General features: G+C 64.9%; 26 protein-coding genes and 1 tRNA gene. 17 read left to right on the top strand and 10 right to left on the bottom strand.

Annotation, left to right across the window (positions count from 1 at the left end):
• The 5 genes from LZ016_RS05095 (at nucleotide 1) to LZ016_RS05075 (ending at nucleotide 5,285) form a co-directional block, all read left to right on the top strand.
• On the top strand, nucleotides 1-456 hold the full coding sequence (locus tag LZ016_RS05095; protein ID WP_241446262.1) for a hypothetical protein: 456 nt from the start codon (nucleotides 1-3) through the stop codon (nucleotides 454-456).
• Entirely contained in the window at nucleotides 453-734 is a 282-nt protein-coding gene (locus tag LZ016_RS05090; protein ID WP_241446261.1) for a hypothetical protein, read from the top strand. Before LZ016_RS05095 ends, LZ016_RS05090 begins: the two co-directional genes overlap by 4 nt.
• Nucleotides 734-4,078: a carbamoyl-phosphate synthase large subunit gene (carB, locus tag LZ016_RS05085; protein ID WP_241446260.1), complete on the top strand. Its 3,345-nt coding sequence runs from the start codon at nucleotides 734-736 to the stop codon at nucleotides 4,076-4,078. Before LZ016_RS05090 ends, carB begins: the two co-directional genes overlap by 1 nt.
• A 77-nt stretch (nucleotides 4,079-4,155) precedes the next feature.
• Nucleotides 4,156-4,635, top strand: coding sequence for a transcription elongation factor GreA (gene greA / locus LZ016_RS05080; RefSeq protein WP_241446258.1), 480 nt, complete (start codon nucleotides 4,156-4,158; stop codon nucleotides 4,633-4,635).
• Nucleotides 4,636-4,649: 14 nt separating this feature from the next.
• Nucleotides 4,650-5,285 carry a rhomboid family intramembrane serine protease gene (locus LZ016_RS05075; RefSeq protein WP_241446256.1) on the top strand — a complete coding sequence of 212 codons (636 nt, stop codon included), beginning with the start codon at nucleotides 4,650-4,652 and terminating at the stop codon, nucleotides 5,283-5,285.
• Here the strand turns inward: LZ016_RS05075 and LZ016_RS05070 are convergent.
• The 5 genes from LZ016_RS05070 to LZ016_RS05050 are packed head-to-tail and all read right to left on the bottom strand — an operon-like array spanning nucleotide 5,282 to nucleotide 7,253.
• Nucleotides 5,282-5,518, bottom strand: coding sequence for a DUF4170 domain-containing protein (locus LZ016_RS05070; RefSeq protein WP_241446254.1), 237 nt, complete (start codon nucleotides 5,516-5,518; stop codon nucleotides 5,282-5,284). The genes LZ016_RS05075 and LZ016_RS05070 overlap by 4 nt on opposite strands.
• Before the next feature lie 36 nt (nucleotides 5,519-5,554).
• Complete coding sequence (locus tag LZ016_RS05065) at nucleotides 5,555-5,983, bottom strand: hypothetical protein (protein WP_241446253.1); 429 nt, start codon at nucleotides 5,981-5,983, stop codon at nucleotides 5,555-5,557.
• A complete protein-coding gene (locus LZ016_RS05060; RefSeq protein ID WP_241446252.1) occupies nucleotides 5,980-6,312 on the bottom strand; it encodes a DUF3618 domain-containing protein in 333 nt (110 codons plus the stop codon). The genes LZ016_RS05065 and LZ016_RS05060 overlap by 4 nt, the downstream gene beginning before the upstream one ends.
• On the bottom strand, nucleotides 6,309-6,662 hold the full coding sequence (locus LZ016_RS05055; RefSeq protein ID WP_241446251.1) for a phage holin family protein: 354 nt from the start codon (nucleotides 6,660-6,662) through the stop codon (nucleotides 6,309-6,311). Before LZ016_RS05055 ends, LZ016_RS05060 begins: the two co-directional genes overlap by 4 nt.
• 24 nt (nucleotides 6,663-6,686) lie before the next feature.
• Nucleotides 6,687-7,253 (bottom strand): hypothetical protein, encoded by a 567-nt coding sequence (locus LZ016_RS05050; RefSeq protein ID WP_241446250.1) that lies wholly within the window; start codon nucleotides 7,251-7,253, stop codon nucleotides 6,687-6,689.
• Between the two features lie 140 nt (nucleotides 7,254-7,393).
• Between LZ016_RS05050 and eno the strand changes: the two genes are divergently transcribed.
• From eno to LZ016_RS05015, 7 genes are all read left to right on the top strand, one after another.
• Nucleotides 7,394-8,680: a phosphopyruvate hydratase gene (eno, locus tag LZ016_RS05045; RefSeq protein ID WP_241446249.1), complete on the top strand. Its 1,287-nt coding sequence runs from the start codon at nucleotides 7,394-7,396 to the stop codon at nucleotides 8,678-8,680.
• Between the two features lie 100 nt (nucleotides 8,681-8,780).
• The gene (locus tag LZ016_RS05040) at nucleotides 8,781-9,065 is read left to right on the top strand and encodes an FtsB family cell division protein (RefSeq protein WP_241446248.1); all 285 of its coding nucleotides are present in this window, start codon (nucleotides 8,781-8,783) and stop codon (nucleotides 9,063-9,065) included.
• A gap of 70 nt (nucleotides 9,066-9,135) precedes the next feature.
• Nucleotides 9,136-10,191, top strand: coding sequence for a pyruvate dehydrogenase (acetyl-transferring) E1 component subunit alpha (gene pdhA / locus LZ016_RS05035; protein ID WP_436286343.1), 1,056 nt, complete (start codon nucleotides 9,136-9,138; stop codon nucleotides 10,189-10,191).
• Complete coding sequence (locus tag LZ016_RS05030; protein WP_241446245.1) at nucleotides 10,191-11,618, top strand: pyruvate dehydrogenase complex E1 component subunit beta; 1,428 nt, start codon at nucleotides 10,191-10,193, stop codon at nucleotides 11,616-11,618. Before pdhA ends, LZ016_RS05030 begins: the two co-directional genes overlap by 1 nt.
• Nucleotides 11,581-12,276 carry a squalene/phytoene synthase family protein gene (locus LZ016_RS05025; protein WP_241447514.1) on the top strand — a complete coding sequence of 232 codons (696 nt, stop codon included), beginning with the start codon at nucleotides 11,581-11,583 and terminating at the stop codon, nucleotides 12,274-12,276. Before LZ016_RS05030 ends, LZ016_RS05025 begins: the two co-directional genes overlap by 38 nt.
• 63 nt (nucleotides 12,277-12,339) lie before the next feature.
• A complete protein-coding gene (locus LZ016_RS05020) occupies nucleotides 12,340-12,768 on the top strand; it encodes an EF-hand domain-containing protein (protein ID WP_241446244.1) in 429 nt (142 codons plus the stop codon).
• Nucleotides 12,769-12,829: 61 nt separating this feature from the next.
• Nucleotides 12,830-13,249, top strand: coding sequence for a BLUF domain-containing protein (locus tag LZ016_RS05015; RefSeq protein WP_241446243.1), 420 nt, complete (start codon nucleotides 12,830-12,832; stop codon nucleotides 13,247-13,249).
• Here LZ016_RS05015 and trmFO read toward each other — a convergent pair.
• Nucleotides 13,246-14,577 (bottom strand): methylenetetrahydrofolate--tRNA-(uracil(54)-C(5))-methyltransferase (FADH(2)-oxidizing) TrmFO, encoded by a 1,332-nt coding sequence (gene trmFO / locus LZ016_RS05010; protein ID WP_241446242.1) that lies wholly within the window; start codon nucleotides 14,575-14,577, stop codon nucleotides 13,246-13,248. The genes LZ016_RS05015 and trmFO overlap by 4 nt on opposite strands.
• Nucleotides 14,578-14,619: 42 nt before the next feature.
• Here trmFO and LZ016_RS05005 point away from each other — a divergent pair, with 42 nt between their 5' ends.
• On the top strand, nucleotides 14,620-15,051 hold the full coding sequence (locus LZ016_RS05005) for a DUF488 domain-containing protein (RefSeq protein ID WP_241446241.1): 432 nt from the start codon (nucleotides 14,620-14,622) through the stop codon (nucleotides 15,049-15,051).
• 16 nt (nucleotides 15,052-15,067) lie between these two features.
• On the opposite strand, the gene LZ016_RS05000 is transcribed toward LZ016_RS05005, so the two are convergent.
• From LZ016_RS05000 to gyrA, 3 genes are all read right to left on the bottom strand, one after another.
• Nucleotides 15,068-15,331 carry a hypothetical protein gene (locus LZ016_RS05000; protein ID WP_241446240.1) on the bottom strand — a complete coding sequence of 88 codons (264 nt, stop codon included), beginning with the start codon at nucleotides 15,329-15,331 and terminating at the stop codon, nucleotides 15,068-15,070.
• A gap of 153 nt (nucleotides 15,332-15,484) precedes the next feature.
• Nucleotides 15,485-15,955: a host attachment family protein gene (locus LZ016_RS04995; RefSeq protein ID WP_241446238.1), complete on the bottom strand. Its 471-nt coding sequence runs from the start codon at nucleotides 15,953-15,955 to the stop codon at nucleotides 15,485-15,487.
• Between the two features lie 87 nt (nucleotides 15,956-16,042).
• Complete coding sequence (gyrA, locus tag LZ016_RS04990) at nucleotides 16,043-18,871, bottom strand: DNA gyrase subunit A (protein WP_241446237.1); 2,829 nt, start codon at nucleotides 18,869-18,871, stop codon at nucleotides 16,043-16,045.
• 262 nt (nucleotides 18,872-19,133) lie between these two features.
• Here gyrA and LZ016_RS04985 point away from each other — a divergent pair, with 262 nt between their 5' ends.
• From LZ016_RS04985 to LZ016_RS04970, 4 genes are all read left to right on the top strand, one after another.
• A complete protein-coding gene (locus tag LZ016_RS04985) occupies nucleotides 19,134-20,453 on the top strand; it encodes a tetratricopeptide repeat protein (RefSeq protein ID WP_241446236.1) in 1,320 nt (439 codons plus the stop codon).
• A 173-nt stretch (nucleotides 20,454-20,626) separates the two neighbouring features.
• Nucleotides 20,627-22,384: a sensor histidine kinase gene (locus tag LZ016_RS04980; RefSeq protein ID WP_241446235.1), complete on the top strand. Its 1,758-nt coding sequence runs from the start codon at nucleotides 20,627-20,629 to the stop codon at nucleotides 22,382-22,384.
• A 44-nt stretch (nucleotides 22,385-22,428) separates the two neighbouring features.
• Nucleotides 22,429-22,503, top strand: a tRNA-Ile gene (locus LZ016_RS04975).
• Nucleotides 22,504-22,609: 106 nt separating this feature from the next.
• Nucleotides 22,610-22,864: a GlsB/YeaQ/YmgE family stress response membrane protein gene (locus tag LZ016_RS04970; RefSeq protein WP_241446234.1), complete on the top strand. Its 255-nt coding sequence runs from the start codon at nucleotides 22,610-22,612 to the stop codon at nucleotides 22,862-22,864.
• Between the two features lie 106 nt (nucleotides 22,865-22,970).
• Here the strand turns inward: LZ016_RS04970 and LZ016_RS04965 are convergent, their stop codons facing one another.
• Nucleotides 22,971-23,522, bottom strand: a complete 552-nt coding sequence (locus LZ016_RS04965) for an FMN-dependent NADH-azoreductase (RefSeq protein ID WP_241446233.1) — start codon at nucleotides 23,520-23,522, stop codon at nucleotides 22,971-22,973.
• Nucleotides 23,523-23,536: the final 14 nt, after the last annotated feature.

Raw genomic sequence — 23,536 nt, 5'->3', positions numbered from 1 at the left:
ATGTTCACGCGCCTGATCCCCCTCGCACTGTTGTTCGCTTCCACTGCCGTAGAGGCGCAGGAAGTCGTGGAGGTGCCCGCCAGCAAGGCGAATGTCGGGCGGCCGGACGACCTGTTCGCTCTGCCGCCGGGCCAGTGGATGATGGCGAAGTCGATCGCTCAGGGATCGGACGCATGCGTGTCCAACCAGTGCGAGGCGGGCTTCACCAGCGGCGACCTGGTCGTCAGCGTCGAGCACGCCAAGGACTTCGTCCGCATCATCGCCGGCTTCAAAGGCTGCGAGAAGACCGCCTATAGCGAGGTCGAGGTCGGATCGAAGCCGGGCAAGCCGACCTTCGGCCGGGTCGCCAAGCAGGTACAGCAGGTCGTGAAGGGCGCCGCCAAGACGTGCGGCGTGACGGCTCCCTCGGTGCCGAAGCTCGATGTGGCCAGCATGTTTCCGAAGGCGGCCGGGTGAGCAGAGCGGGGGCGCCTCTCTGGCCGCTCGCGCCCGCAATCCTATTGCTTTCTGGTTGCGTCACCGCACGCATGCACTCGGAGACCGAGATCAACGCCGTTGGCCAGCGCTGTGGTCTGGCGCTCGGCGAACTCTTTCAGGACGAAAGCGAGAAGAGATTGCTTTTCATGATGCGCAATGGCGCGACGGCTGCTGAACGCGCCTGCGTCTTGCAGTGGGCGCGTGAACGGAACCTGCGCCTCGTCTACGTCAACGCCACGCCGGATCCAACGAGCTGATGCCAAAACGCACTGATATCTCCTCCATCCTCATCATCGGCGCGGGCCCGATCGTCATCGGGCAGGCGGCGGAGTTCGACTATTCCGGAAGCCAGGCGATCAAGTCGCTGAAAGAAGAGGGCTATCGGGTCATCGTCGTGAATTCGAACCCGGCGACGATCATGACCGATCCGGAGCTGGCGGATGCAACCTACATCGAGCCGATCACGCCTGAGTTCGTCGCCAAGATCATCGAGAAGGAAAAGCCCGACGTCGTCCTTCCGACCATGGGCGGACAGACCGCGCTGAACACGGCGCTGGCGCTGGCGAAGGACGGGACACTGGAGCGGCTGGGGGTCGAACTGATCGGCGCCAATGCCGAGGCGATCGAGAAGGCTGAGGACCGGTTGAAGTTCCGCGAGGCGATGGATGCGATCGGGCTGGAGAGCCCCCGCTCAGCCATTGCGCACAGCATGGAAGACGGCTGGGCAGCGCTCGACCATGTCGGTTTGCCTGCCATCATCCGGCCGAGCTTCACGCTGGGCGGGACGGGCGGCGGCATCGCCTACAACCGCGAGGAGTTCGAGGCGATCGTCCGCGGCGGCCTTGAAGCCAGCCCGACGACCGAGGTCCTGATCGAGGAATCCGTCCTCGGCTGGAAGGAATATGAGATGGAAGTCGTGCGCGACCGCGCCGACAACGCCATCATCATCTGCTCGATCGAAAATATCGATCCGATGGGCGTCCATACGGGCGATTCCATCACGGTCGCTCCGGCGCTGACGCTGACCGACAAGGAATATCAGCGGATGCGGTCGGCGAGCATCGCCGTCCTGCGGGAAATCGGCGTCGAAACAGGCGGTTCCAACGTCCAGTTCGCAGTCGATCCGAAGACTGGGCGCATGGTGGTGATCGAGATGAACCCGCGCGTTTCGCGGTCATCGGCGCTCGCGTCCAAGGCCACGGGCTTCCCGATCGCCAAGGTCGCGGCGAAGCTGGCCGTCGGCTACACGCTCGACGAGATCGCCAATGACATCACGGGCGGAGCGACGCCGGCGAGCTTCGAGCCGACGATCGACTATGTGGTTACCAAGGTCCCGCGCTTCGCCTTCGAGAAGTTCAAGGGAGCGCAGGCGCTGCTCAGCACGTCGATGAAGTCGGTCGGCGAGGTCATGGCGATCGGCCGCTCGTTCCCGGAGAGCCTTCAGAAGGCGCTTCGCGGGCTGGAGACCGGCCTGACCGGCCTCGACCGTGTGCGCGAGCTGGAAGGCGCGGATCCGCAGGTGATCGAGAACGCGCTGGCCAAGGCGACGCCGGAGCGGCTGCTGGTCGCAGCGGAAGCGCTTCGCCAGGGCTTCACTGTCGAGCGCATCAACCAGATCGCCGGCTTCGACCCCTGGTTCCTGCAGCGCCTGCAGGAGATCGTCGACGCCGAGGCACAGGTTCGCGACCAAGGCCTTCCGCAGGATGCCGCCGGGATGCGGCGGCTGAAGGCGATGGGCTTCTCCGACGCTCGCCTGGCGCAACTGGCGCTGAGGTCAGCGCACGTCGAGCGCGAGATGAGCGAACTGGCCGCTGCGGGCGGCGGGGTCGTCCATGCAGCGCTGAAGGGGATTACGGGCGGCGTCACTGAAGCGGAAGTGCGTGCGCACCGGCTGAAGCTCGGCGTGCGGCCCGTGTTCAAGCGCATCGACAGTTGCGCGGCCGAGTTCGAGGCGGCCACGCCCTATCTCTACTCGACCTATGAAGCGCCGCTGTTCGGCGAGCCCGAGGACGAGGCGGAGATCAGCGATCGCAGGAAGATCGCGATCCTGGGTGGCGGGCCGAACCGGATCGGCCAGGGCATCGAGTTCGATTATTGCTGCTGCCACGCGGCCTTCGCACTGGGCCGCGACGGGGCAGGGTTCGAGACCATCATGGTCAACTGCAACCCGGAGACCGTCTCCACCGACCCGGACACGTCGGACCGGCTCTATTTCGAGCCGCTGACCGCCGAGGACGTCCTCGAAATCCTCCATCGCGAGGCGGAGAAGGGCGAATTGCTCGGCGTAATCGTGCAGCTCGGGGGGCAAACGCCGCTGAAGCTGGCGGCGGACCTTGGCGCGGCGGGTATTCCCATCCTGGGGACGAAGCCGGACTCGATCGATCTTGCGGAAGACCGCGAGCGCTTCGCCAATCTGGTGGAGCGGCTTGGGCTGAAGCAGCCGGCCAATGGCCTGGCGCGCAGCCGCGAAGAGGCGCTGCAGGTGGCTTCGCGCATCGGCTATCCGGTGCTCCTGCGCCCTTCGTATGTCCTTGGCGGCCGGGGCATGGAGGTCGTCGACGGGCCGGAGCAGCTCGACCATTACATCGCGACAGCCGTGGCGGTTTCCGGCTCGAGCCCGGTGCTGATCGACCGCTACCTGCGCGACGCAATCGAAGTGGACGTGGACGCCATCTGCGACGGCACGGATGTGGCTGTCACGGGAATCCTCGAACATATCGAGGAGGCGGGTGTGCACTCTGGGGACAGTGCTTGCTCCATTCCTCCCCACAGCCTGTCGAGCGAGCTCGTCGCAGAGATCGAGCGGCAAACGCGTGAACTGGCCCTGGCGCTGGGGGTGAAGGGGCTGATGAACGTGCAGTTCGCGGTGAAGGACCGCGACGTCTACCTCATCGAGGTCAACCCGCGCGCCAGCCGGACGGTGCCGTTCGTCGCCAAGGCCATCGGTCGGCCCGTCGCCAAGATCGCCGCGCGGGTGATGGCCGGCGAGCCGCTATCGAGCTTCGACCCTATCAGCCGCGAGATCGGCCATATCGCCGTGAAGGAATCCGTATTCCCCTTCGCGCGCTTTCCCGGCGCCGATCCCGTGCTCGGACCGGAAATGAAGAGCACCGGCGAGGTCATGGGAATCGATAGCGATTTCGACCTCGCGTTCGGAAAGGCCCTGATCGGTGCCGGCATGGTCCTGCCGGACAGCGGCACCGCCTTCGTTTCCGTAAAGGATGCGGACAAGGACAATATCGTTCCCGCGGTTCAGAAGCTGCTCGAGCTTGGCTTCTCCGTGATCGCGACGAGCGGGACCGCCAGCCACCTGGCAAGCAAGGGATTGGCGGTCGAGCAGGTCAACAAGGTGCTGCAGGGACGGCCCCATATCGTCGACCGGCTGATGGACGGCGAAGTGCAGCTGGTCTTCAACACGACCGAGGGCTGGCAGTCGCTGAAGGACAGCCACTCGATCCGCTCGACGGCTCTCACGCGGAAAGTCCCATACTTCACAACGGCAGCGGGCAGCCTGGCCGCGGCACGGGCTATCGAGGCGTTGCGGGGGCACGCGCTTGAAGTCCGCTCCGTCCAATCCTATTATTCCGCTTCCAAAAACTAGAACTCAGCTGACAATCCGTACTGCAATCGCGGACCCTCCCAAGGGCGCGGCAGGCGGGGTTTTGAGAGGAAAGACTGATGGCAACCGCCGAAAAGGTGCCGATGTTGGCAGAAGGTCATCGCAAGCTGACCGAGCAAGTGCGGCACCTGAAAACCGTCGAGCGGCCCGAAGTCGTCCAGGCGATCGAAGACGCCCGGGCACACGGGGACCTCAGCGAAAACGCCGAATATCATGCGGCCAAGGAACGCCAGGGCCACATCGAGGCGACGATCGCCGACCTCGATGACCAGCTGAGCCGCGCGATGGTGATCGATCCGACCACGCTGTCTGGCGACAAGGTCCTTTTCGGCGCCACGGTCACTCTCATCGACGAGGATGAGAAGAAGGTTCGCTACCAGCTCGTCGGCCAGGTCGAGGCGGACGCGAAGGACGGCAGGATCAGCTACAATTCGCCGCTTGGGCGCGCCCTCATCGGCCGCCACAAGGGCGAGGAGGTCGAGGTTTCCACCCCGTCCGGCGACCGCTACTACGAAATCGCCAAGATCGAGTTCGTCTAGGTCCTGACCTGAACGTGACAGGCTTTCGCCTGCCCAGAACGGCGACAATCGCCATCGTCATCGTAACAGCCGCGGTCTGGCTGTTGACGGTGCTGCTAGGCGCGCAGGATCGCGCCTCAATGGTGCTGGGGGTCATTCCGGCCCGGCTCAGCGGCCTTATCGAGATCACTCCGGCCGTTCCGGCCTGGCTCACGCCGCTGACCTGCACGCTCGCACATGGAGGTGCGCTGCACCTCGCGCTTAATATGCTCATGCTGGTTTGGTGTGGGTCCCAGGTGGAGCGCGTCCTCGGTTGGGGCTCGCTGGTCGGCCTGTACGTCGTCGGAGCCTATGCCGCGGCCATTGCGCAGTGGGTCGTGAACCCAATCTCGCCGATCCCGATGATCGGCGCGAGCGGGGCGATTAGCGCGGTCATTGGGGCCTTCGCGCTGACATTCGGACAGCACAAGAGGATCGTCCGATCGCCGGGCCTGAACCGGGCGCTGAATGCCCTTTGGCTACTCGTCGCCTGGGTCGTTCTCCAGGTGATGACCGGCTATCTCGCTGGCGCGCAGGGCTTCCTGCTGGCAACGCCGGCGCACATCGGCGGGTTCGTCGCGGGGCTGCTGCTGGAGCGCCCGCTGCTTCTCTGGCGGTACCGGAAGGCCTAAGCGGCCGACGCCGTGCTGCTGTCGCTTTCCGGCTCGAGCAGCCGGTGCAGATGGACGACGACATATTTCATCTCGGCATCGTCCACGGTCCGCTGAGCGCGGCCACGCCAGGCCTCCTCGGCCTCGGCATAGTTCTGGAACAGCCCGACGAAATCGATGTTGGCGAGGTCGACGAAATCGAGGCCCTGCGGGTCCTTCACGCGCCCGCCGAATACAAGGTGAAGCTTGCTCATGGCCCGCCCGCTAGCAGGATTCGTCGACCTTGCGAACTATTCGCCCCTGCGAACCGTGCCGGCCGCAGCCTGAGCCGAAGCGCGGACGGCGTCTTTCGCTCCATCGAGGATCTGGCGGACGACTTCGTTGCCCTTTTCGGTCGTAAAGCCGAGCTCGCTCAAGCGCGACTTGCCGGCGTCCTTCGCGGCCTGGGCAGCGGACTTCGCAGTTTCACGTGCCCGGTCGGCGACGGGGCGGATGAGGCATGCCTCGGTGCGGGTGCGCGGCAAAAGGGCCGCTATCGCCGCCCCTGCGGCCAAGCCAGCCGCGAGTGCCACCAGCGGTGCTTCCTCGAGCGCCTCGCCCGCCTTGCGACCGGCGCCGGTCACGCGATCCCGTGCGCTGCCGTAGGCTTCGATTGCCCGCTGGCGGCGGCTTCCGGTTTCAGTGCTGGTGTCCTGATCGAGGTTGCGACTGTCCGTCATGCGACTTTCTCCGTGGATTTGGCTTTGGGTTTCTTCTTGCGGCGCACGCCGTCGGTAACTTTTCCCGCGAGGTCCTTGAGCGGCTCGCGCGCAAGGAACAGCGTGATCGCCGCGACGACTCCGGTCGCAGCAAGCGGGCGGTTGCGAACGGCGTCCACCGCGTTTTCGGCAAGATCCGCGCCCTTGTCCTTCGCACCTTCCCACGCATTGTGAGCAAGATTTCCGGGACTGATGCGCGTCTGGAGACGCTGGGCCGTGTCCATCAGCTGGGCGCGGGCCCGCTCGGCCTCGATCCGGGCGGCGGTCACTTCGGGAGCTTCACGGCTCACAGGCCCTCCCTCAGCTTGTTGATCCCAATCCAGACCAGCACGCCGGCAATCCCGCCCAAGAGCAGGAAAGCGACCACGCCACCGCCTAGCGGTCCGATCAGTGTAGCCAAGCCCATCGCGACACCGACGGCCAAGGCCGTGATTGCCGCAAGAGCCAGCAAGTAGGCCAGACCGAACAGGATTGCCGGGAGCTTGAATGCCTGGACCTTGGAGACAGCAGTGGCCTTGACCACCGCGATCTCTGCCCGGGCATAGGCCTTGCCGTCCTCAATCAGCTCATGAACGAGTTCGCCGACCGGGCGGACGTTCTCCGCCGGTTCGGACGCAGGTTCATTGGGCGGCTTGAGCACGGCGAGTCCTCCTCTGACGAAGCCTTACGCCTCGTCGTCATCCCCATCGCGTCCGCCCAGGCCCGACTTCAGGAGCCGAGCCACGGCGAAACCGACGATGGCGGCGCCCGCGATGGCGACGCCCGGGCTGTTGCGGACGAAATTGCGCGTATCCTCGATCAGCTCATCCGAGTCCTTGGATGCGAGGCTGTTTGCGGTGTTTTCGATCGCCGCGGCGGCGCGGCGAGCATATTCGCCATATTCCTCGCCCAGGCGCTCATCGAGGCCGGCGGCCGTGTCTCCGACCAGGCGGCTGACGTTCGACAAGGCTTCGGCTGAGCGCTCCAGCCCTTGCGTGACAAGCCCGCGGGCACGCTCGCCGGCTTGCGACGAAAGCTTCTCGCCGCCGTCGCGGAGTCGCTGGCGCAGATCGGGCGCGCTGCCTGTAGCGGCGTCTGCCGTTGGCCTGCGGGTGTCGGCGGATACGGTCGGCGGTGTGCCGGTGGAAGCGCCGGAAGTCGTCGTGTCGACGTCTTCAGGAAGGATTTCGGTAGCGTCGGTGTCGATGATTTCGTCGGTACCTTCGGGAAGGTCACTTCTGTTGTCACCCATGCGAGTCCTCCTTTTCGGCACTCAACCCGGCAGCCACGGCCTTCGTTCCTGCCTGTCGAAGTGAAAGTTGCACGCTCCGCCGCCCGGCCTATAGGTCGCGGCATCCGCAACATCATTACGCTCGCGCAAGAAGGATTTCCATGACTGCGATTGTCGACGTCCACGCCCGCCAGATCCTCGACAGCCGCGGAAATCCGACGGTCGAGGTCGATGTTACGCTCGAAGACGGCAGCATGGGCCGTGCGGCCGTGCCGTCGGGCGCATCGACCGGCGCGCACGAGGCGGTCGAGCTTCGCGACGGCGACAAGAGCCGCTGGGGCGGGAAGGGCGTCCAGAAGGCTGTGGATGCCGTCAATGACGAGATTGCGGACGCGGTCCTTGGCCGCGAAGCCGAGGATCAGACGGATCTCGACGCCGCCCTGAACCTGCTCGATGGGACGGAGAACAAGGGCCGGCTCGGCGCCAATGCGATCCTCGGCGTCAGCCTGGCGACGGCCAAGGCGGCCGCGGAAGCCGTTGGCCTGCAGCTCTATCGCTACGTTGGCGGAGTCAGCGCGGACATCCTGCCGGTGCCAATGATGAACATCGTCAACGGCGGTGCGCATGCCGACAACCCGATCGACTTCCAGGAATTCATGGTCATGCCGGTGGGCGCGGGAAGCTTTTCCGAAGCGCTCCGCTGCGGCACCGAGATCTTCCATGCGCTGAAGTCTGCACTGCATTCCGCCGGCCTCGCGACGGGCGTTGGCGACGAGGGAGGGTTCGCTCCGAACATCGCTTCGGCGCGCGAAGCGCTCGATTTTATCCTCAGGGCCGTCGAATCCGCCGGATACAAGGCTGGAAGCGACGTCCTACTAGCCCTGGACTGCGCCGCGACAGAGTTCTTCAAGGGCGGAAAGTACGAGCTGGCGGGCGAGGGACGCAGCCTGACTCCAGTCGAAATGGCCGACTATCTCACGGATCTCGCAAGCGCATATCCGATCGCTTCGATCGAAGACGGCATGGGCGAAGACGATATGGAAGGCTGGGCTGCGCTGACCGAGCGGCTGGGCGATCGCGTGCAGCTCGTCGGCGACGATCTCTTCGTAACAAATGAAAAGAGACTGGCTCAAGGCATTGAAAACGGGATTGCAAATTCGATCTTGGTGAAGGTCAATCAGATCGGCACCCTGAGTGAGACGATCAACGCCGTTCGCCTCGCTCAGACGTCCGGTTACACCGCGGTCATGTCGCACCGTTCGGGCGAGACGGAGGATTCGACGATCGCCGACCTCGCCGTCGCCTTGTCCTGCGGGCAGATCAAGACGGGCAGCCTCGCCCGCTCAGACCGGACCGCCAAGTACAACCAGCTGCTCCGCATCGAGGAGGAGCTTGGCGACAGTGCGCGTTATCCTGGCGTTAGCGCTATCAAGGCTTACCGTCGCTAAAAAATCCACAGATTCGCCCACTAAGTTCAAGGTTTCACTTGCCTTCGCGACTCTGTCGTGATTCTTAAGGGGCATGGGTGGGGAAAAGCGTAGTTTCAGTATGCTTCGCCGGGCGTTCTGGCCGGCGCTGGCGCTGATCATCGTCGGCAATTTCGCCGGCTATGCAGTCGCCGGACCCAATGGCTTGCTCGCGTGGGGCGGATACCACCGCGACCTCCAGGTCCGGAAGGCCGAATTGGCGCGCCTGGAAGCCGAGAAGGCCACTTTGCGGCATCGCTCGCAACTCCTCGACCCGCGCAAGGCCGATCCCGATCTCGCGGACGAAATGGTGCGCGACAAGCTTGGCCTCGTTCGGCCTGACGAGGTGATCGTCCCGCTCGACTAGTTGCCGCCCGAGGCGCTGCAACCTATAGACGCGCCGCTCATTCGACATCGCGCGATAAAGAGGAAAAAACGTGGCGCGTCCTGCCAAGCCAAAAGCCGCTGCACCCGCAGCACCTTCCATTCCGAATAGAGAGCGCCCGGCAGAGCCCAAGCGCTACGAGGCTACCCGTGATGAATTGATGCAATTCTATCGCGAGATGCTGCTCATCCGCCGCTTCGAAGAGCGCGCGGGTCAGCTTTATGGTCTCGGCCTGATCGGCGGCTTCTGCCACCTCTACATCGGTCAGGAAGCTGTCGCGGTCGGTCTTCAGTCGGCGATGACCGTCGGCAAGGACAGCGTCATTACGGGCTACCGCGATCACGGCCACATGTTGGCCTACGGCATCGACCCCAAGGTGATCATGGCCGAGCTCACGGGCCGCGCCGCGGGCATCTCCAAGGGCAAGGGCGGCTCGATGCACATGTTCAGCGTCGAGCACGGCTTTTACGGCGGTCACGGCATCGTCGGCGCGCAGGTGTCGCTGGGCACGGGCCTCGGCTTCAAGCACCAATATGCGGGCGACGGAGGCGTATGCCTTGCCTATTTCGGCGACGGCGCGGCCAACCAGGGCCAGGTCTACGAGAGCTTCAACATGGCCGAGCTGTGGAAGCTGCCGGTCATCTACGCGATCGAGAACAATCAGTATGCGATGGGCACGAGCGTCGAGCGCTCGGCGTCCGAGCCGCTCTTCTACCGCCGGGGCGAGAGCTTCCGCATTCCCGGCATCCAGGTCGACGGCATGGACGTGCTCGCGGTCCGCGGCGCAGCGGAAGAGGCACTCGCATGGACCCGCGCAGGCAAGGGCCCGATCATCCTGGAACTCAAGACCTACCGCTATCGCGGTCACTCGATGTCCGACCCTGCCAAGTACCGGACTCGCGAGGAGGTGCAGGACTATCGCGAACATCGCGACCCGATCGATCGCGCCGCCAAGGAGCTCGAAGCGCTGGGCGTGAAGGAAGAGGAGCTCAAGGCGATCGACAAGGAAATCAAGGACATCGTCGTCGAAGCTGCCAAGTTCGCGGAGGAGGCGCCTGAGCCCGCTCCGGATGAGCTTTATACCGACGTGCTGGTGGGGACGTACTGATGGCGACCGAGCTGAAGATGCCGGCGCTGTCGCCGACGATGGAAGAGGGCACGCTCGCCAAGTGGCTGGTCAAAGAGGGCGACGACGTGAAGTCGGGCGACATCCTCGCGGAGATTGAGACCGACAAGGCGACCATGGAATTCGAGGCCGTCGACGAGGGCAAGATCGCCAAGATCCTGGTCCCGGAAGGCACGGACGGCGTGAAGGTCGGTCAGCCGATCGCGCTCCTAGCGGCAGACGGTGAGGCCGTGGATGCGCCTGCGGCTCCGGCTGCGCCCGCCGAGGCTCCGAAGCCGGTCGCGACCGAAGAGCCGTCCATTCCCGTCCCCGCATCCCAGCAGACCGAAGGAACGCCGACGCCGCACGTCTTCGAGACGGCAGCTCGCGATCTCGTCGCGGACGTAGCGAAGACGAGCGATGAGCCCGACGTCCCTGAAGGTACGCCGCTCGTCAGCACGACCGTGCGCGAAGCCCTTCGCGATGCGATGGCCGAAGAAATGCGCAAGGACGACCGCGTCTTCGTCATGGGCGAGGAGGTCGCGGAGTATCAGGGCGCCTACAAGGTGACCCAGGGGCTGCTGCAGGAATTCGGCGGCAAGCGCGTGATCGATACGCCGATCACCGAATATGGCTTCGCGGGCGTCGGCAGCGGCGCGGCGATGGGCGGCCTCCGTCCGATCATCGAGTTCATGACGTTCAACTTCGCCATGCAGGCGATCGACCACATCATCAATTCGGCGGCCAAGACGAACTACATGTCCGGCGGCCAGATGCGCTGCCCGATCGTGTTCCGCGGCCCGAACGGCGCCGCCGCGCGCGTGGGTGCCCAGCACAGCCAGAACTACGGCCCCTGGTACGCGAGCGTCCCCGGCCTGATCGTGATCGCCCCGTACAGCGCGGCGGATGCGAAGGGACTGCTGAAGGCTGCGATCCGGACGGACGATCCGGTGGTCTTCCTCGAGAACGAGCTTCTCTACGGACAACATTTCGACGTTCCGCAGCTCGACGATTACGTCCTGCCGATCGGCAAGGCGCGCATCGTGCGCCGGGGCAAGGACGTCACGCTGGTGAGCTATTCGATCGGCGTCGGCGTCGCGCTAGAGGCCGCGCAGGAACTCATGGCGGAGGGCATCAATGCCGAGGTCATCGACCTCAGGACGCTTCGCCCGCTGGACAAGGCGACGGTCCTCGAGAGCCTGAAGCGCACGAACCGCATGGTGGTGGTCGAGGAAGGCTGGCCGACCTGCTCGATCAGCTCCGAGATCATCGCCATCGCGATGACCGAAGGCTTCGACGATCTCGACGCGCCGGTGCTTCGCGTGACCGATGTCGACGTGCCGCTGCCCTACGCTGCCAATCTCGAGAAGATGGCGCTGATCAAGGCTTCGGATGTCGTCGCCGCCGCAAAGGCCGTCTGTTACCGCTGACGAGGAGCTGGCCGCGGCCATAGGCGCCGATCGCGCGCTGATGCTGCGGCAAGTGCCGGCCGAGGTGAGGCCCGCGTTGGAGGCTCTCTTCCAGATCGATGCGGCCATGGCCGACGTTGTCGCCCGCTCGACGCAGCCCGCGCTCGCGGCTGTGAAGCTGGCATGGTGGCGCGAGCGGCTCGAGGATCTCGACAGAGGCAGTGTTCCCGCGGAGCCGCGGCTTCAGGCGGCCGCTGAGATTCTCCTGCCCCGGGGGGTCAGTGGCGCCGATCTGGCGATCCTCGAAGACGGTTGGGCGACCTTGCTTGAAGAAGCCGTCGAACCCGCACGCGTGGAGACGCGTGGTGCGCAACTGTTTTCGCTCGCTGGGAGGCTTCTCGCCAGCCAGGACGAGAAGATCGCCGACGCCGGTTCGCTCTACGCTTTAGTGTCCGTGGGCCGCAGGGGCGTGCCGGAATTGCTCCAACAGGCCAACGGACCGCGAAAGCGGGTTGCGAAGCACCGCTTCGCGAGGGCGCTGAGGCCGCTTACGGCACTTGCGCGTCTCGCTATCCGCGACCTTGAGAGTGGGCCGCCCTTCGAGCAGGAAGGCAGTCCTCCGCGGTTGGCGGCCATGCTTCGCCATCGCTGGAGCGGAATCGTCACGCGGGGCGATTGACAGCACCGGTTCCGGCGGCAAATTCCTCCGTGCCGAATCTCCTAGTGTTGAAGGAGTTTCGCCTTGGCGCGTTTCCTTGCCGGGGCTGCGGCCTGTTTCCTGCTGCTCACTGGAGCTTTTCTTTTCTGGCAAAGCCGAGCCGAGGAAGCCCCGTTGCTTCCGGCGGCTCCGCCCGCGCGTGCCGCGTCCGGCGTGCTGAGGCTTCCCGACCCGCCCGAAGCCACCGCCAAATCGCGCGAGGAAAGGCGCTTCTCGCGCGCCGACAAGGACAAGGACGGCAAGATCCAGCGAGAGGAAATCCTCGCCCCGCGGCGCAAGGCGTTCGCGAAGCTCGACACCAACGGGAACGGTTCGCTGTCGTTCGAGGAGTGGGCGGACAAGTCGATCGACAAGTTCGACGGAGCCGACAAGGACCGGTCGGGATGGCTGAGTGCCTCCGAATACGCGACTACGGCACCTCCTCCGCCGAAGAAAAAGCGCTGTTCGTGTTAATTCTGTCTTGAACCCGACGTTACCGGCTTGAGACGTTATAAAATGCATCTATCGGCGAGGCATGAAGTTGACCTCGGTGACGTACACCAGCCTCGCCCGCCTCGATCTCCAGACAGACGATCTCGAAGACATTCACCGCAGCGCGCGAGAGCATAACGCGCTCGACGGCATTACCGGTTTGCTCGTGTTCAACGGGACGCATTTCCTGCAGATCATCGAAGGGGCGGAAGACGCGATCGAGGACTTGATCGGGCGGCTCCGGCAGGACACCCGTCACACCGGCTTCGAGATCCGCGATCGGCGTAAGGTGGAGGCCCGCAGCTTCCCGGATTGGGCGATGGAGCTGGTGCGCGTGAAGGCCGGATATTTCGAAGCCCGCGAGACGATCACCGACCGGCTTCCCGACAGCGTGCCGGAAGCCATCCAGGCGCGCCTGTTCCGGATGACCGAGCTGATCTCGCGGATGGAATTTCCGAACTAGGCAGGCTCCGCCACCGGCTCGCGCTGCAGCCACTGAGCCAGTGCAGCACGGGCCCGATCGGTATACATCTTCTTGCGGTCCGCTTTCTTCGAACGTCCCGGAATGGGCGGCATGAGGCCGAAATTGACGTTCATCGGCTGGAAGGTCTCCGCGTCCGCACCGCCGGTGATGTGGCTCAGCAGCGCGCCGAGCGCAGTCTCGACCGGCGGTGAAGCCAGCGTTTCGCCGCGCAACTCAGTGGCAGTGAAACGCGCGACCATCAGCCCGACGGCGGCGCTTTCCACATAGCCCTCGCAGCCGGTGATCTGGCCGGCAAAGCGGATGTTCTGCTTCGATTTCAGGCGAAGCTTGCCGTCGAGCAGGCGCGGCGAGTTGATGAAGCTGTTGCGGTGAATTCCGCCAAGGCGTGCGAACTCGGCATTTTCCAGCCCCGGGATCGTGCGGAAGATGCGGACCTGCTCGCCGTGCTTCAGCTTGGTCTGGAAGCCGACCATGTTCCACAATGTACCGAGCGCATTGTCCTGGCGAAGCTGGACGACGGCATAGGGCCAGCGACCCGTCCGCGGATTGTCGAGCCCGACGGGCTTCATCGGGCCGTAGCGGAGCGTGTCGTCGCCGCGATCGGCCATGACCTCGATGGGCATGCAGCCCTCGAAGTAGGGCGTATCCTTCTCCCACTCCTTGAACTCGGTCTTGTCGCCGTCGCGGAGGGCCTGGACGAAGGCCTGGTACTGCTCCTTGTCCATTGGGCAGTTGACGTAGTCCTTGCCGCCCTTGTCCCAGCGCGCAGCCATCCAGGCCACGTCCATGTCGATGCTGTCGCGGTGCACGATGGGCGCGATGGCGTCGAAGAAGGCCAGGGCCCCCTGGCCCGTCTCGGCGGCTATGGCCTCCGCCAGCTTCGAGCCGGTCAGCGGTCCGGTGGCGATGATGGTCGGGTGGTCGGGCAACGTGTCCGCGCGCTCACGGACGATCGCGATGTTCGGGTGGTTTTCGACCGCCTTCGTGACCTCCGCGGCGAAAGCTTCGCGATCCACCGCAAGCGCCGAGCCGGCGGGGACGCGATGCTTGTCGGCCGCGCGCATGATCAGTGAGCCCAGTTCACGCATCTCCTGATGCAGAAGGCCCACGGCATTGTGCTCGGCGTCGTCGGAGCGGAAGCTGTTGGAGCAGACCATCTCAGCAAGCCGGTCGGTTTCGTGCGCCGGTGTTGTGTCCGCACCGCCGCGCATTTCGCTGAGGCGCACGCGCAGGCCCGCTTCGGCGAGCTGCCATGCCGCCTCCGACCCGGCGAGGCCGCCGCCGATGATGTGGATGTCGAAGGACATGAGGGGGCTGTTAGTCGCCAGCGAGCGCGCTATCCAGCCGCCATGCGCATCTTCACCATCGGATATGAGAACGCGACGGTCGGAGATTTCCTCGCCGCGCTCCAGCAGGCGGGGGTCCAGCGCGTGATCGACGTCCGCGCCGTGCCGAATTCAAGACGTCCGGGATTCTCCAAGACGCCCTTGCGCAACGCGCTCGCTGAAGCGGGCATCGATTATGTGCATTTGCGGGCGCTCGGCACGCCGGCCGACGGGCGGGCGGCAGCGCGAGCCGGCCGTCACGCCGAGCTGGAACGGATCTACGCGGGCCAGCTGGAGCTGCCCGAAGCGATCGCCCAAGGTGCGCAGATGCTGGACCTGGCGCAGGACAAGCCGAGCGCGCTGCTTTGCTACGAGCGGGATCCGGCGGGGTGTCACCGCACGCTGCTTATCGATGCGATCGCGTCAGACGCAGAGGTGAGCCACCTCTACGCCTGACGTTCGTCCGCCCACCTCAGGCTGCGCTCGCGACCTGAAACGTCACCACCCAGTCGCCGACCGAGCCCTCGACACGGCCCTGCGGATTGACCGTCAGGTGGAAGGTCTGGCCGGTCTTGCGGTTGATGCCGGTGAGGTGCGTCGTGCCGGTGTCGTCCGTCGACTCCGAATAGCGGCCGATTGCGCTTGCCTGGTCCTTGGAGACGGGCTGCACGACACCATCCTGTCCGATCGGCGTGAGGCCCAACGCGACTGCGACGATCGTCGTCATCATGGTCATTATGATCTCCTTTTTGACGCAGCGGTCTGCTGCGCGGAGATCTCTTCAAGAACCATGCCAAGTCGACGGACACAGAGAAGGCGCCGACAAATCGGCGAACGGCGGGACGAGCGGATGGGCAGTAGTGCTATATATTAGCAATACACCCCGACATCACGCGGGGGGCGCGGCTTCGCCTACCAGCAGCTCTTCGATGTCCGGGATGGGCCGTCCGACCATTTCCTTGTTGAGCGTGACGACGACCCGCTTTTCGACTTCTTTGTGGAGGCACTTCTTCAGCACGCCGAGAGCCTTCGGCGGAGCGATGATCGCGAGGGCGTCGAAGTCGTTGCGAAGCGCGCGTTTCTTCAGCTCCTCGGCTGCGTCCTTGATCCAGCGATCTTCCTCCTGCTGGTGGAAGTCGGTTTCGCTCATCGCGGGCCGGAAAACTTCGGCGCCGCCCGAGGACATCCTCGTGGCGGCGGTCCCCGGAGCGTCCGTCTTGATCTCCCGATCCTTGCGATCCTCGCGCTGGTCGTGCGCTTCGGTGCGGAGATCGATCTGGTTCTGATCACCGTGATTGCGCAGGAACAGGCACTTGGTGCCATCGGCAACTAGGACGAGCGCATTGTGGGGAAGGGCCATTCAGGTTCTCCTTTGGACTTTCCAAAGCGAACGCGGAGCGCCTGAAGGCCGTTCCCACGGTTGGCCGCAAGACAGAACGGCTAGGCGCTACTCCTGACCGGGTTCCGGATCGACCGGGCGATCAAGCTCGCTCTCTCCGACCACGGCCCCTTCTTCCGGCGCCTTTTCGTCGCTGACGTCAAGCTCGATCTCGTCCTCTTCGCTCTCGTCGATCTTGGCGACGCCGACGACATGCTCGTTCTGGGCGACTTTGAAAATGGTCACGCCCATCGTGTTGCGACCCGCGATGCGGATGTCGCCCACTGTGGTTCGGATGATCTTGCCCTGGTCAGTTACCAGCATGAGCTGCTCACCCTGGCGCGCAGGGAAACTGGCGACGACGCAGCCGTTGCGCTCGGACGTGTCGATGTTGGTGATGCCCTGTCCGCCGCGGTTGGTGCGGCGATACTCATAGGCCGAGGAACGCTTGCCGTAGCCGTTCTCGGTGACGCTGAGGATGAACTGCTCCTTCTCCGCCATCTCGGTCAGGCGATCTTGCGACAGCGAGCATTCGCCTTCCTTTTCGCCCTTCCACGGAGCGAAGCGGAGATAGGCCTCCCGCTCCTCCTGGGTCGTGCCGACACGGCGAAGGATCGACATGGAGATGACCTCGTCGCCCGGCTGCAGCCGAACGCCGCGGACGCCGGTCGATGTACGTGACTGGAATTCGCGCACGTCGGTGGCGAGGAAGCGAATCGCTTTCCCCTTGCGGGTCGCGAGGAGGACGTCATCCTCTTCTGTCAGGAGTTCGACGCCGATCAGGCGATCGGTGGGATCCGCCTGCTGCTCGTCATTGTCGTCGGTCTCGGCGCCTTCGATGGTGCCGAAGCGCATGGCGATCTTGCCGGCGGTAGGGATGTTCGTGAAGGCGGCCATGCTATTGCGCCTGACGGTGCCATGCGCGGTCGCGAACATGATGTGCAGGCCGTCCCATTCCGCCTCGTCCTCGGGCAAGGCTAGAACCGTCGAGATCACCTCGCCCTCGCGCAGCGGGAGCAGGTTGATCATCGGGCGGCCCTTGGTGTTCGGACCGCCCTCCGGCAGACGCCACACCTTCATGCGATAGACCCGGCCGAGGTTGGAGAAGAACAGCACTGGATTGTGGGTCGAGGTCACGAACAATTGGGTGACCGCATCCTCATCCTTAGTCTGCATGCCGGCGCGGCCCTTGCCGCCGCGCTTCTGCTCGCGGAAAACGGCTAGCGGAGTGCGCTTGATGTAGCCGGACATGGTCACCGTCACGACCATGTCCTCGCGCTCGATGAGGTCCTCGTCCTCGATGCCTTCGGCGGCGGGGGCGAGCTCGCTGACGCGCGGCGTTGCGAACTCGCGTTCGACCTCGTCGAACTCCTCGCGCATCACCTCGTAGAGGCGGGCGCGGTTCGCGAGAATCTCGAGCAGTTCGCCGATGGACTCCGCTAGCTCCTGGAGCTCCTTGCCTATGTCGTCGCGGCCGAGCGCCGTCAGTCGGTGTAGGCGGAGCTCGAGGATGGCGCGGACCTGCGCCTCGGACAGCTGGTAGGTGTCCGACTTGCCCTGCGGCTCGACGGCTTCGACGAGCGCGATGTACGGGCGGATCTCCGCGCCCGGCCACTTGCGGGCCAGCAGCTTCTCGCGGGCCTCGACAGGGCTCGCCGAACCACGGATCAGCTTCACGACCTCGTCGAGGTTGGTCACTGCGACCACGAGGCCGAGCAAGATATGCGCGCGCTCGCGGGCCTTCAGCAGCTCGAACTTCGAGCGGCGAGTGATCACTTCCTCGCGGAACCGGACGAAGCTCTCGATGATGTCGCGAAGCGTCAGCGTCTCCGGGCGGCCGCCGCGGATCGCGAGCATGTTCGCCGGGAAGGAGGATTGCGCCGGCGTGTGCCGCCACAGCTGATTGAGCACGACTTCCGGAGTGGCGTCGCGCTTCAGGTCGATGACGACGCGGACGCCTTCGCGGTTCGATTCGTCGCGAATGTCGGAGACGCCTTCGATGCGCCTGTCCTTCGCGGCTTCGGCGATCTTCTCGACGAGCCCGGACTTGCCGACCTGGTACGGAATCTCGGTGAGCACGATCGAGCGGCGGTCGCCGCGGCCTTCCTCGATCTTGTAGCGTGAGCGCATCAGGATCGAGCCGCGGCCCGTGGTGTAGGCCTGGCGGATGCCGGACTGGCCGAGGATGAGCGCTCCGGTCGGGAAGTCGGGGCCCTTCACATGCTCCATCAGGCCTTCGGTCGAGATCGCCGGGTCGTCCATGTAGGCGCGGCAGGCGGCCAGAACCTCGCCGAGGTTATGCGGCGGGATGTTGGTCGCCATGCCGACCGCGATGCCGCCGGCGCCGTTGACGAGAAGGTTCGGGAAGCGGGCCGGGAGGACCTGCGGCTCGCTCTCCGACGCGTCATAGTTCGGCTGGAAGTCGACGGTGTCCTTGTCGATGTCGGCAAGGAGGAAGTTCGCGACCTTGGCGAGGCGCGCTTCCGTATAACGCATGGCGGCCGGCGGATCGGGGTCCATCGAGCCGAAGTTTCCCTGACCGTCGACCAGCGGCACGCGCAGGGACCAGGGCTGCACCATGCGGGCGAGCGCGTCGTAAATCGCGCTGTCGCCGTGCGGGTGATACTTACCCATCACGTCACCGACGATGCGGCTGGACTTGCGATAGGGCCGACCGGCGACATAGCCCGCCTCCTGGCAGGCATGCAGGATTCGGCGGTGAACCGGCTTCAGGCCGTCGCGAACGTCCGGAAGCGCTCGGCTGACGATGACGCTCATCGCGTAATCGAGGTAGCTGGTCTTCATCTCCTCGACGATGGAGATGGGCGCAATGTCGCTGCCGTCGGGGGTATTGGGATTGCTGTCGCTGAGGTCGTCGACCGGCGGTTCGGTGGCCAAAAGACTAGTCCTGTCGGTTCTTGCTGATACGAATACGAATGAAGGATGCGCCGGAACCGGCGCTGCCCCCCATATGGGAATGGACTAGCGGCAATTGAATGCTCGCGCCAGCCCGTGCGCGCGTGCGTGCGCGCGAGGAAGCCACAAATTCAAAGCGTGTTCAGGCGCGCTTCCTCAGCAGCCTTGGCGATACAACCGGCTGGGTTTATTGGCCGGGCCAATTCAGTTGGAAGCGCCTTCAAAGGCGATTGGGAGACGCATAGTGAAATCCACCCTCAAGATGCTCGGCATCGTCCTTGTTGCCTCAACCGCCCTGGCGACTGCCGCACAGGCGCAGCGCGACTATGGGAGCACCTCGCAGGCGACCCAGAACCCGCAGTCGCGGCAGCCGCAACAGCAGGAAGAGAAGAAGCCGGCCAAGGGAGGCGGTGCGACCGTCACGCTGGGCGACAAGAAGATCAAGATTTCGCCGGAATTTGCCAAGGCATACCAAGACCTGCTCGCAGCGGTGAGCGCCAACGATGCGACGATCTCGGCCAAGTCACAGGCCGCGCACGCGGCCGCGAAGACTCCGGAAGAGCATTACCTCGCGGCCCAGCTCGACCTGAAGGCCGCCGTCGCAGCGAAGAACGACGCCGGCATCGGCACTGCGCTGGAGACGATGATCGGCAGTGGCCTGCTCGACCAGCAGCAGCTTCCCGCGGCCTATCTCAGCCTCGGCAAGACGCGCTACAATCTGAAGCAGTTCCCGCAGGCTGCTACGGCGTTCGAGAAGGTCCTGCAGCTCGATCCGAACAATGCGGAGGCGAAGACGCTTCTCGACCAGACGCATGTCGTCGGGGCAGCCAATCCGGCGGAGGCAGTTGCGCTTCTGCAGAAGTCGATCGCTCAGCAAAGCGCCGGTGGAGCGAAGCCGCCGGAAGACCTCTACAAGCGTGCCCTGTCGACCGCGTACAAGGCCAAGCTGCCGGCCGCCGTCGATATCAGCCGCGACTGGGTGTCGAAGTATCCGACCCCGGGCAACTGGAGCGACGCGATCAAGATCTACCGCAGCCTGCATGACACCGACGATCAGGCCACGCTCGACCTGCTCCGTCTCGCTCGCGCCGCCGGCGCGATGAAGGATGAGGCGGACTACGACCGCTACGCCTATGCCGCGCTGACGAAGGGCTATCCGGGCGAGGCCAAGACGGTTCTCGAAGAGGGCGTGAAGGCGGGCGTCGTCGATCCGAACAAGACTCCGTTCAAGGAAGAAATCGCCCAGGCGAAGCAGAAGGCTGCCGGCGAAGAAGCCACGCTGGACAATGCCGCGAAAAGCGCAATCGCCGGCGGCACCGCGAAGTCGGCGCTCGCCAATGGCGATCTGCTGTATGGCTACGGGCAGTATGCGAAGGCCGCTGAAGTCTATCGGGCCACGCTGAAGAAGCCTGGCGCGGATGCGAGCCTCGTCAACCTGCACCTGGGCATGGCGCTCGCTCGCTCGGGCGACAAGGCGGGTGCAGCGGCAGCGCTCAATGCGGTTACGGGTCCGCGCGCCGATATCGCCAAGTACTGGCTCGCGTACGTTTCGACCCAGTCCTAATCGAGTTCTCTTTGCCGAAGGGGCGTCGGGAAACCGGCGCCCCTTTTATATTGGTTTATTTTACGTTTAGAGCTGTCCCGTTTCGGGATGGTTAAGCAGGAACCCCTTTCATACGAGACCGCGGCGCGAGAACGGTGTTCTGACCGGTCTTGTGAGGAAGCGGAAGTAACGCAGTGCGGTTCGACGATCGCTTGAATACGGTGCTGGCCCAGCCTGCGGCCAATCCGCACGATCGCGCCGTCCGCTGGCGGCAGCTGATCGAGCTGATTGCGCGCGCCTCCGACCTGTGGACGCCGCCGGCACGGCAGGCGCTTGCCGAAATCCGCAGCGAAGCTCCGTCCATCGATCCGCAAGTTCGCGGTGCGGCCGCCCGTGCGGTGGCGCGTCCCCAGCTGCCCGTGGAGCTGGTCGAGGTCTTCGCCGAAGATTCGATCGCGGTTTCGGCACCCGTCCTCGCTGCCGTATCGCTGACACCCAGCGAATGGCAGATGGTCATCGAGGCCTCGAGCCCGGACAGTCTACGGTTCATTCGTTCGCTCTATCCCGAGCTTCCCGGCTGGCAGGTGTCGGATCGCTCGCGACCTGCCGAAGAGGCCGAGTTCGAGCCGATTCACGAAGGCGAGGTCCAGGTCGAGCCCGAGCCCGAGCCCGAGCAGAGTGTCGCGCCAGAACCGGAGCCCGAGCCCGAACCAGAGCCAGAGCCTTTCGTGGCTCCTCCGCCTCCGCCACCACCTCCGCCGCCGCGACCGCAGTCGTCGCCCGGGCCACGCATCACCATCCCCTCCATCAGCGAAGTCTTGGCGCGGATTGAGAATCTGAAGACTGAGCGCCAGTTCGCTCAGGACGAGCCGGCTGAGACGCCAGCGCCTCAAGCGGTTCCGGTTGCGCCTCAGCAAGCCAGGCCTATCCGGCAGCCAGCAGCAACGGCCGCGCGCCGTCCAGCCGAAAGCGCGGCCCCCTTGTTCCGGTGGGAATGCGGACCGTCGGGAGAGATTGCCTGGGTTGAGGGCGTTCCGCGCGGCGCACTGATCGGGCGGTCGCTAGCGAATCCCGGTGAGCATAACGGCGTCGATCAGCGCATCCAGCGCGCGTTTTCCGTGCGCGCGCCTTTTCGCGAGGCAACGCTCACCGTCTCTGGTGACGGTCCTGCGTCCGGGGAGTGGAAGCTGAGCGGCGTTCCTGCGTTCGAGCCCTCCGATGGCCGGTTCGCGGGATATCGCGGCGTGGGCGTTAGGGCAGGGGATAGCGCGGCCGCTGAAGCTGCAACGCCTCGTGAACCGCTCGACGAGGATTCGCTCCGCGAGCTCGTCCACGAACTGAAGACGCCGCTCAACGCGATCATCGGCTTTGCCGAGGTGATCGACGGCCAATATCTCGGTCCGGCGGACACCAAGTACCGGGACCGCGCCGCGGAGATCGTTTCGCAGGGGCGGCTGCTTCTGTCCGCGATCGAGGATCTCGACGTCGCGGCCCAGTTGCGAGCATCCGCGGCGGCGATGAACAGCTCGACGGACTTGAATGCGCTGCTGACCGGTCTGCTGCCGGACCTGAAGGACCGTGCGGCGCGGCGCGGTGCGCGTTTCGACCTGGCGCTGTCCCGCACCCCAGCGGTTTCCACACTGGACCGCGCGGTGCTCGACCGGCTCATCCGTCGCTTCACGTCGGCGCTGATCGATGTGGCGCAATCGAAGGAGCAGGTTGAGATCAACCTCGATTGCGACGTCGGGCAGTGCCTGATCAGCGCAAGCCGGCCCCAGGCGATGCGGACGCTGAGCGAGGCTCAGATCTTCGGCCGCGACGGGCATCAGGCTGACGTGCTTGCGAGCGGCTTCTCGCTCAAGCTTGCGCGGGGCATTGCCCAGACCGCCGGCGGGGACCTCCGCGTATCGGGCGATCGGATCGCCTTGGTTCTCCCGCGGCGCATCAGCTAGTTGCGCGCCACGCCTTCGCGGCGCTAGGCCGGACGTACCGGTGAGGGCCTGTAGCTCAACGGTAGAGCCGGCCGCTCATAACGGCTAGGTTGGGGGTTCGAATCCCTCCGGGCCCACCATTTCCCCTTTCGGACGCTCGCTGAACGATAAGGGATTGTCCGGATGGCGCCCGCACCAGAAAACGGCTGTTCCACATGCTCCGCCAACTCATTCCAGGAGCGGGACATGGAATATGGGATCATCGGCTGGATTCTCGTTGGATTGGTCGCAGGCATTCTCGCCAAGTGGATCATGCCCGGGGACGATCCCGGCGGGATCATCGTCACGATCCTGATCGGTATCGCGGGCGGCCTGCTTGGCGGCTTCGTCGCCAGCCATATGGGCATCGGCGGCGGCAATATCATGAACATCATCATCGCCACACTCGGCGCGATTATTCTGCTCGGCCTGTACCGGGTCGTGAAGGGCAGGCGGGTTTAAGCTCGTCCCGCATGAAATAAGAGCCCCGGTCGCTTGAAAGGGCGATCGAGGCTCTTTTGCGCGGTGGCGAAGGGAGGGAGCGGGAGACTTCGCCGACCGCAGCTAATCAGGCGGCGAGGCGGACAGTTTCTCCCAGCGCCTGCTTGATCGACGCATCGCGCTGGTCCGGGCTGATAGCGAGGCCGTCGGCACGAACGAATTCCGGCTCGATGCCGATGAAGTTGAACACGCCACGCAGGTAGGTCTCGAGATGTTCGAGGGCCGCTGCGGGAGAGTTCGCGTCGTAGAACCCGCCACGAGCGAGCGCGATGATGACACGCTTGCCGCCCGCGAGGCCTTCGGGGCCGTTGGCGGTATAGTGAAAGGTTTTCCCGGCGATGACGATGCGATCGATCCAGGCCTTGAGCTGGGTCGGCAGCGAGAAATTGTACATCGGCGCGCCAATCACGACCGTATCGGCCGCAAGGAATTCGTCGAGAACCGACGTGTCCGCGAACGCGTCGAGCGTCAGATGCGGCAGCGGCTCCGACACGAGGTCGCGAGTGACGACCTGCTCGCCCCATTCGGCCGTCTTCAACTGGTCGATGATCGACCGGCTGAGGGTGCGGCTCGCGCTGTTCTCGCCGTTGATGCTGCTGTCGATATGCAGGATGGTCACTATTGCCTCCTAAG

The sequence above is a fragment of the Sphingomonas telluris genome, from assembly GCF_022568775.1.
Taxonomy (GTDB): domain Bacteria; phylum Pseudomonadota; class Alphaproteobacteria; order Sphingomonadales; family Sphingomonadaceae; genus Sphingomicrobium; species Sphingomicrobium telluris.
The sequence above is the reverse complement of the archived record's forward strand: the minus strand, read 5'-3'. Positions and strand labels throughout refer to the sequence as shown.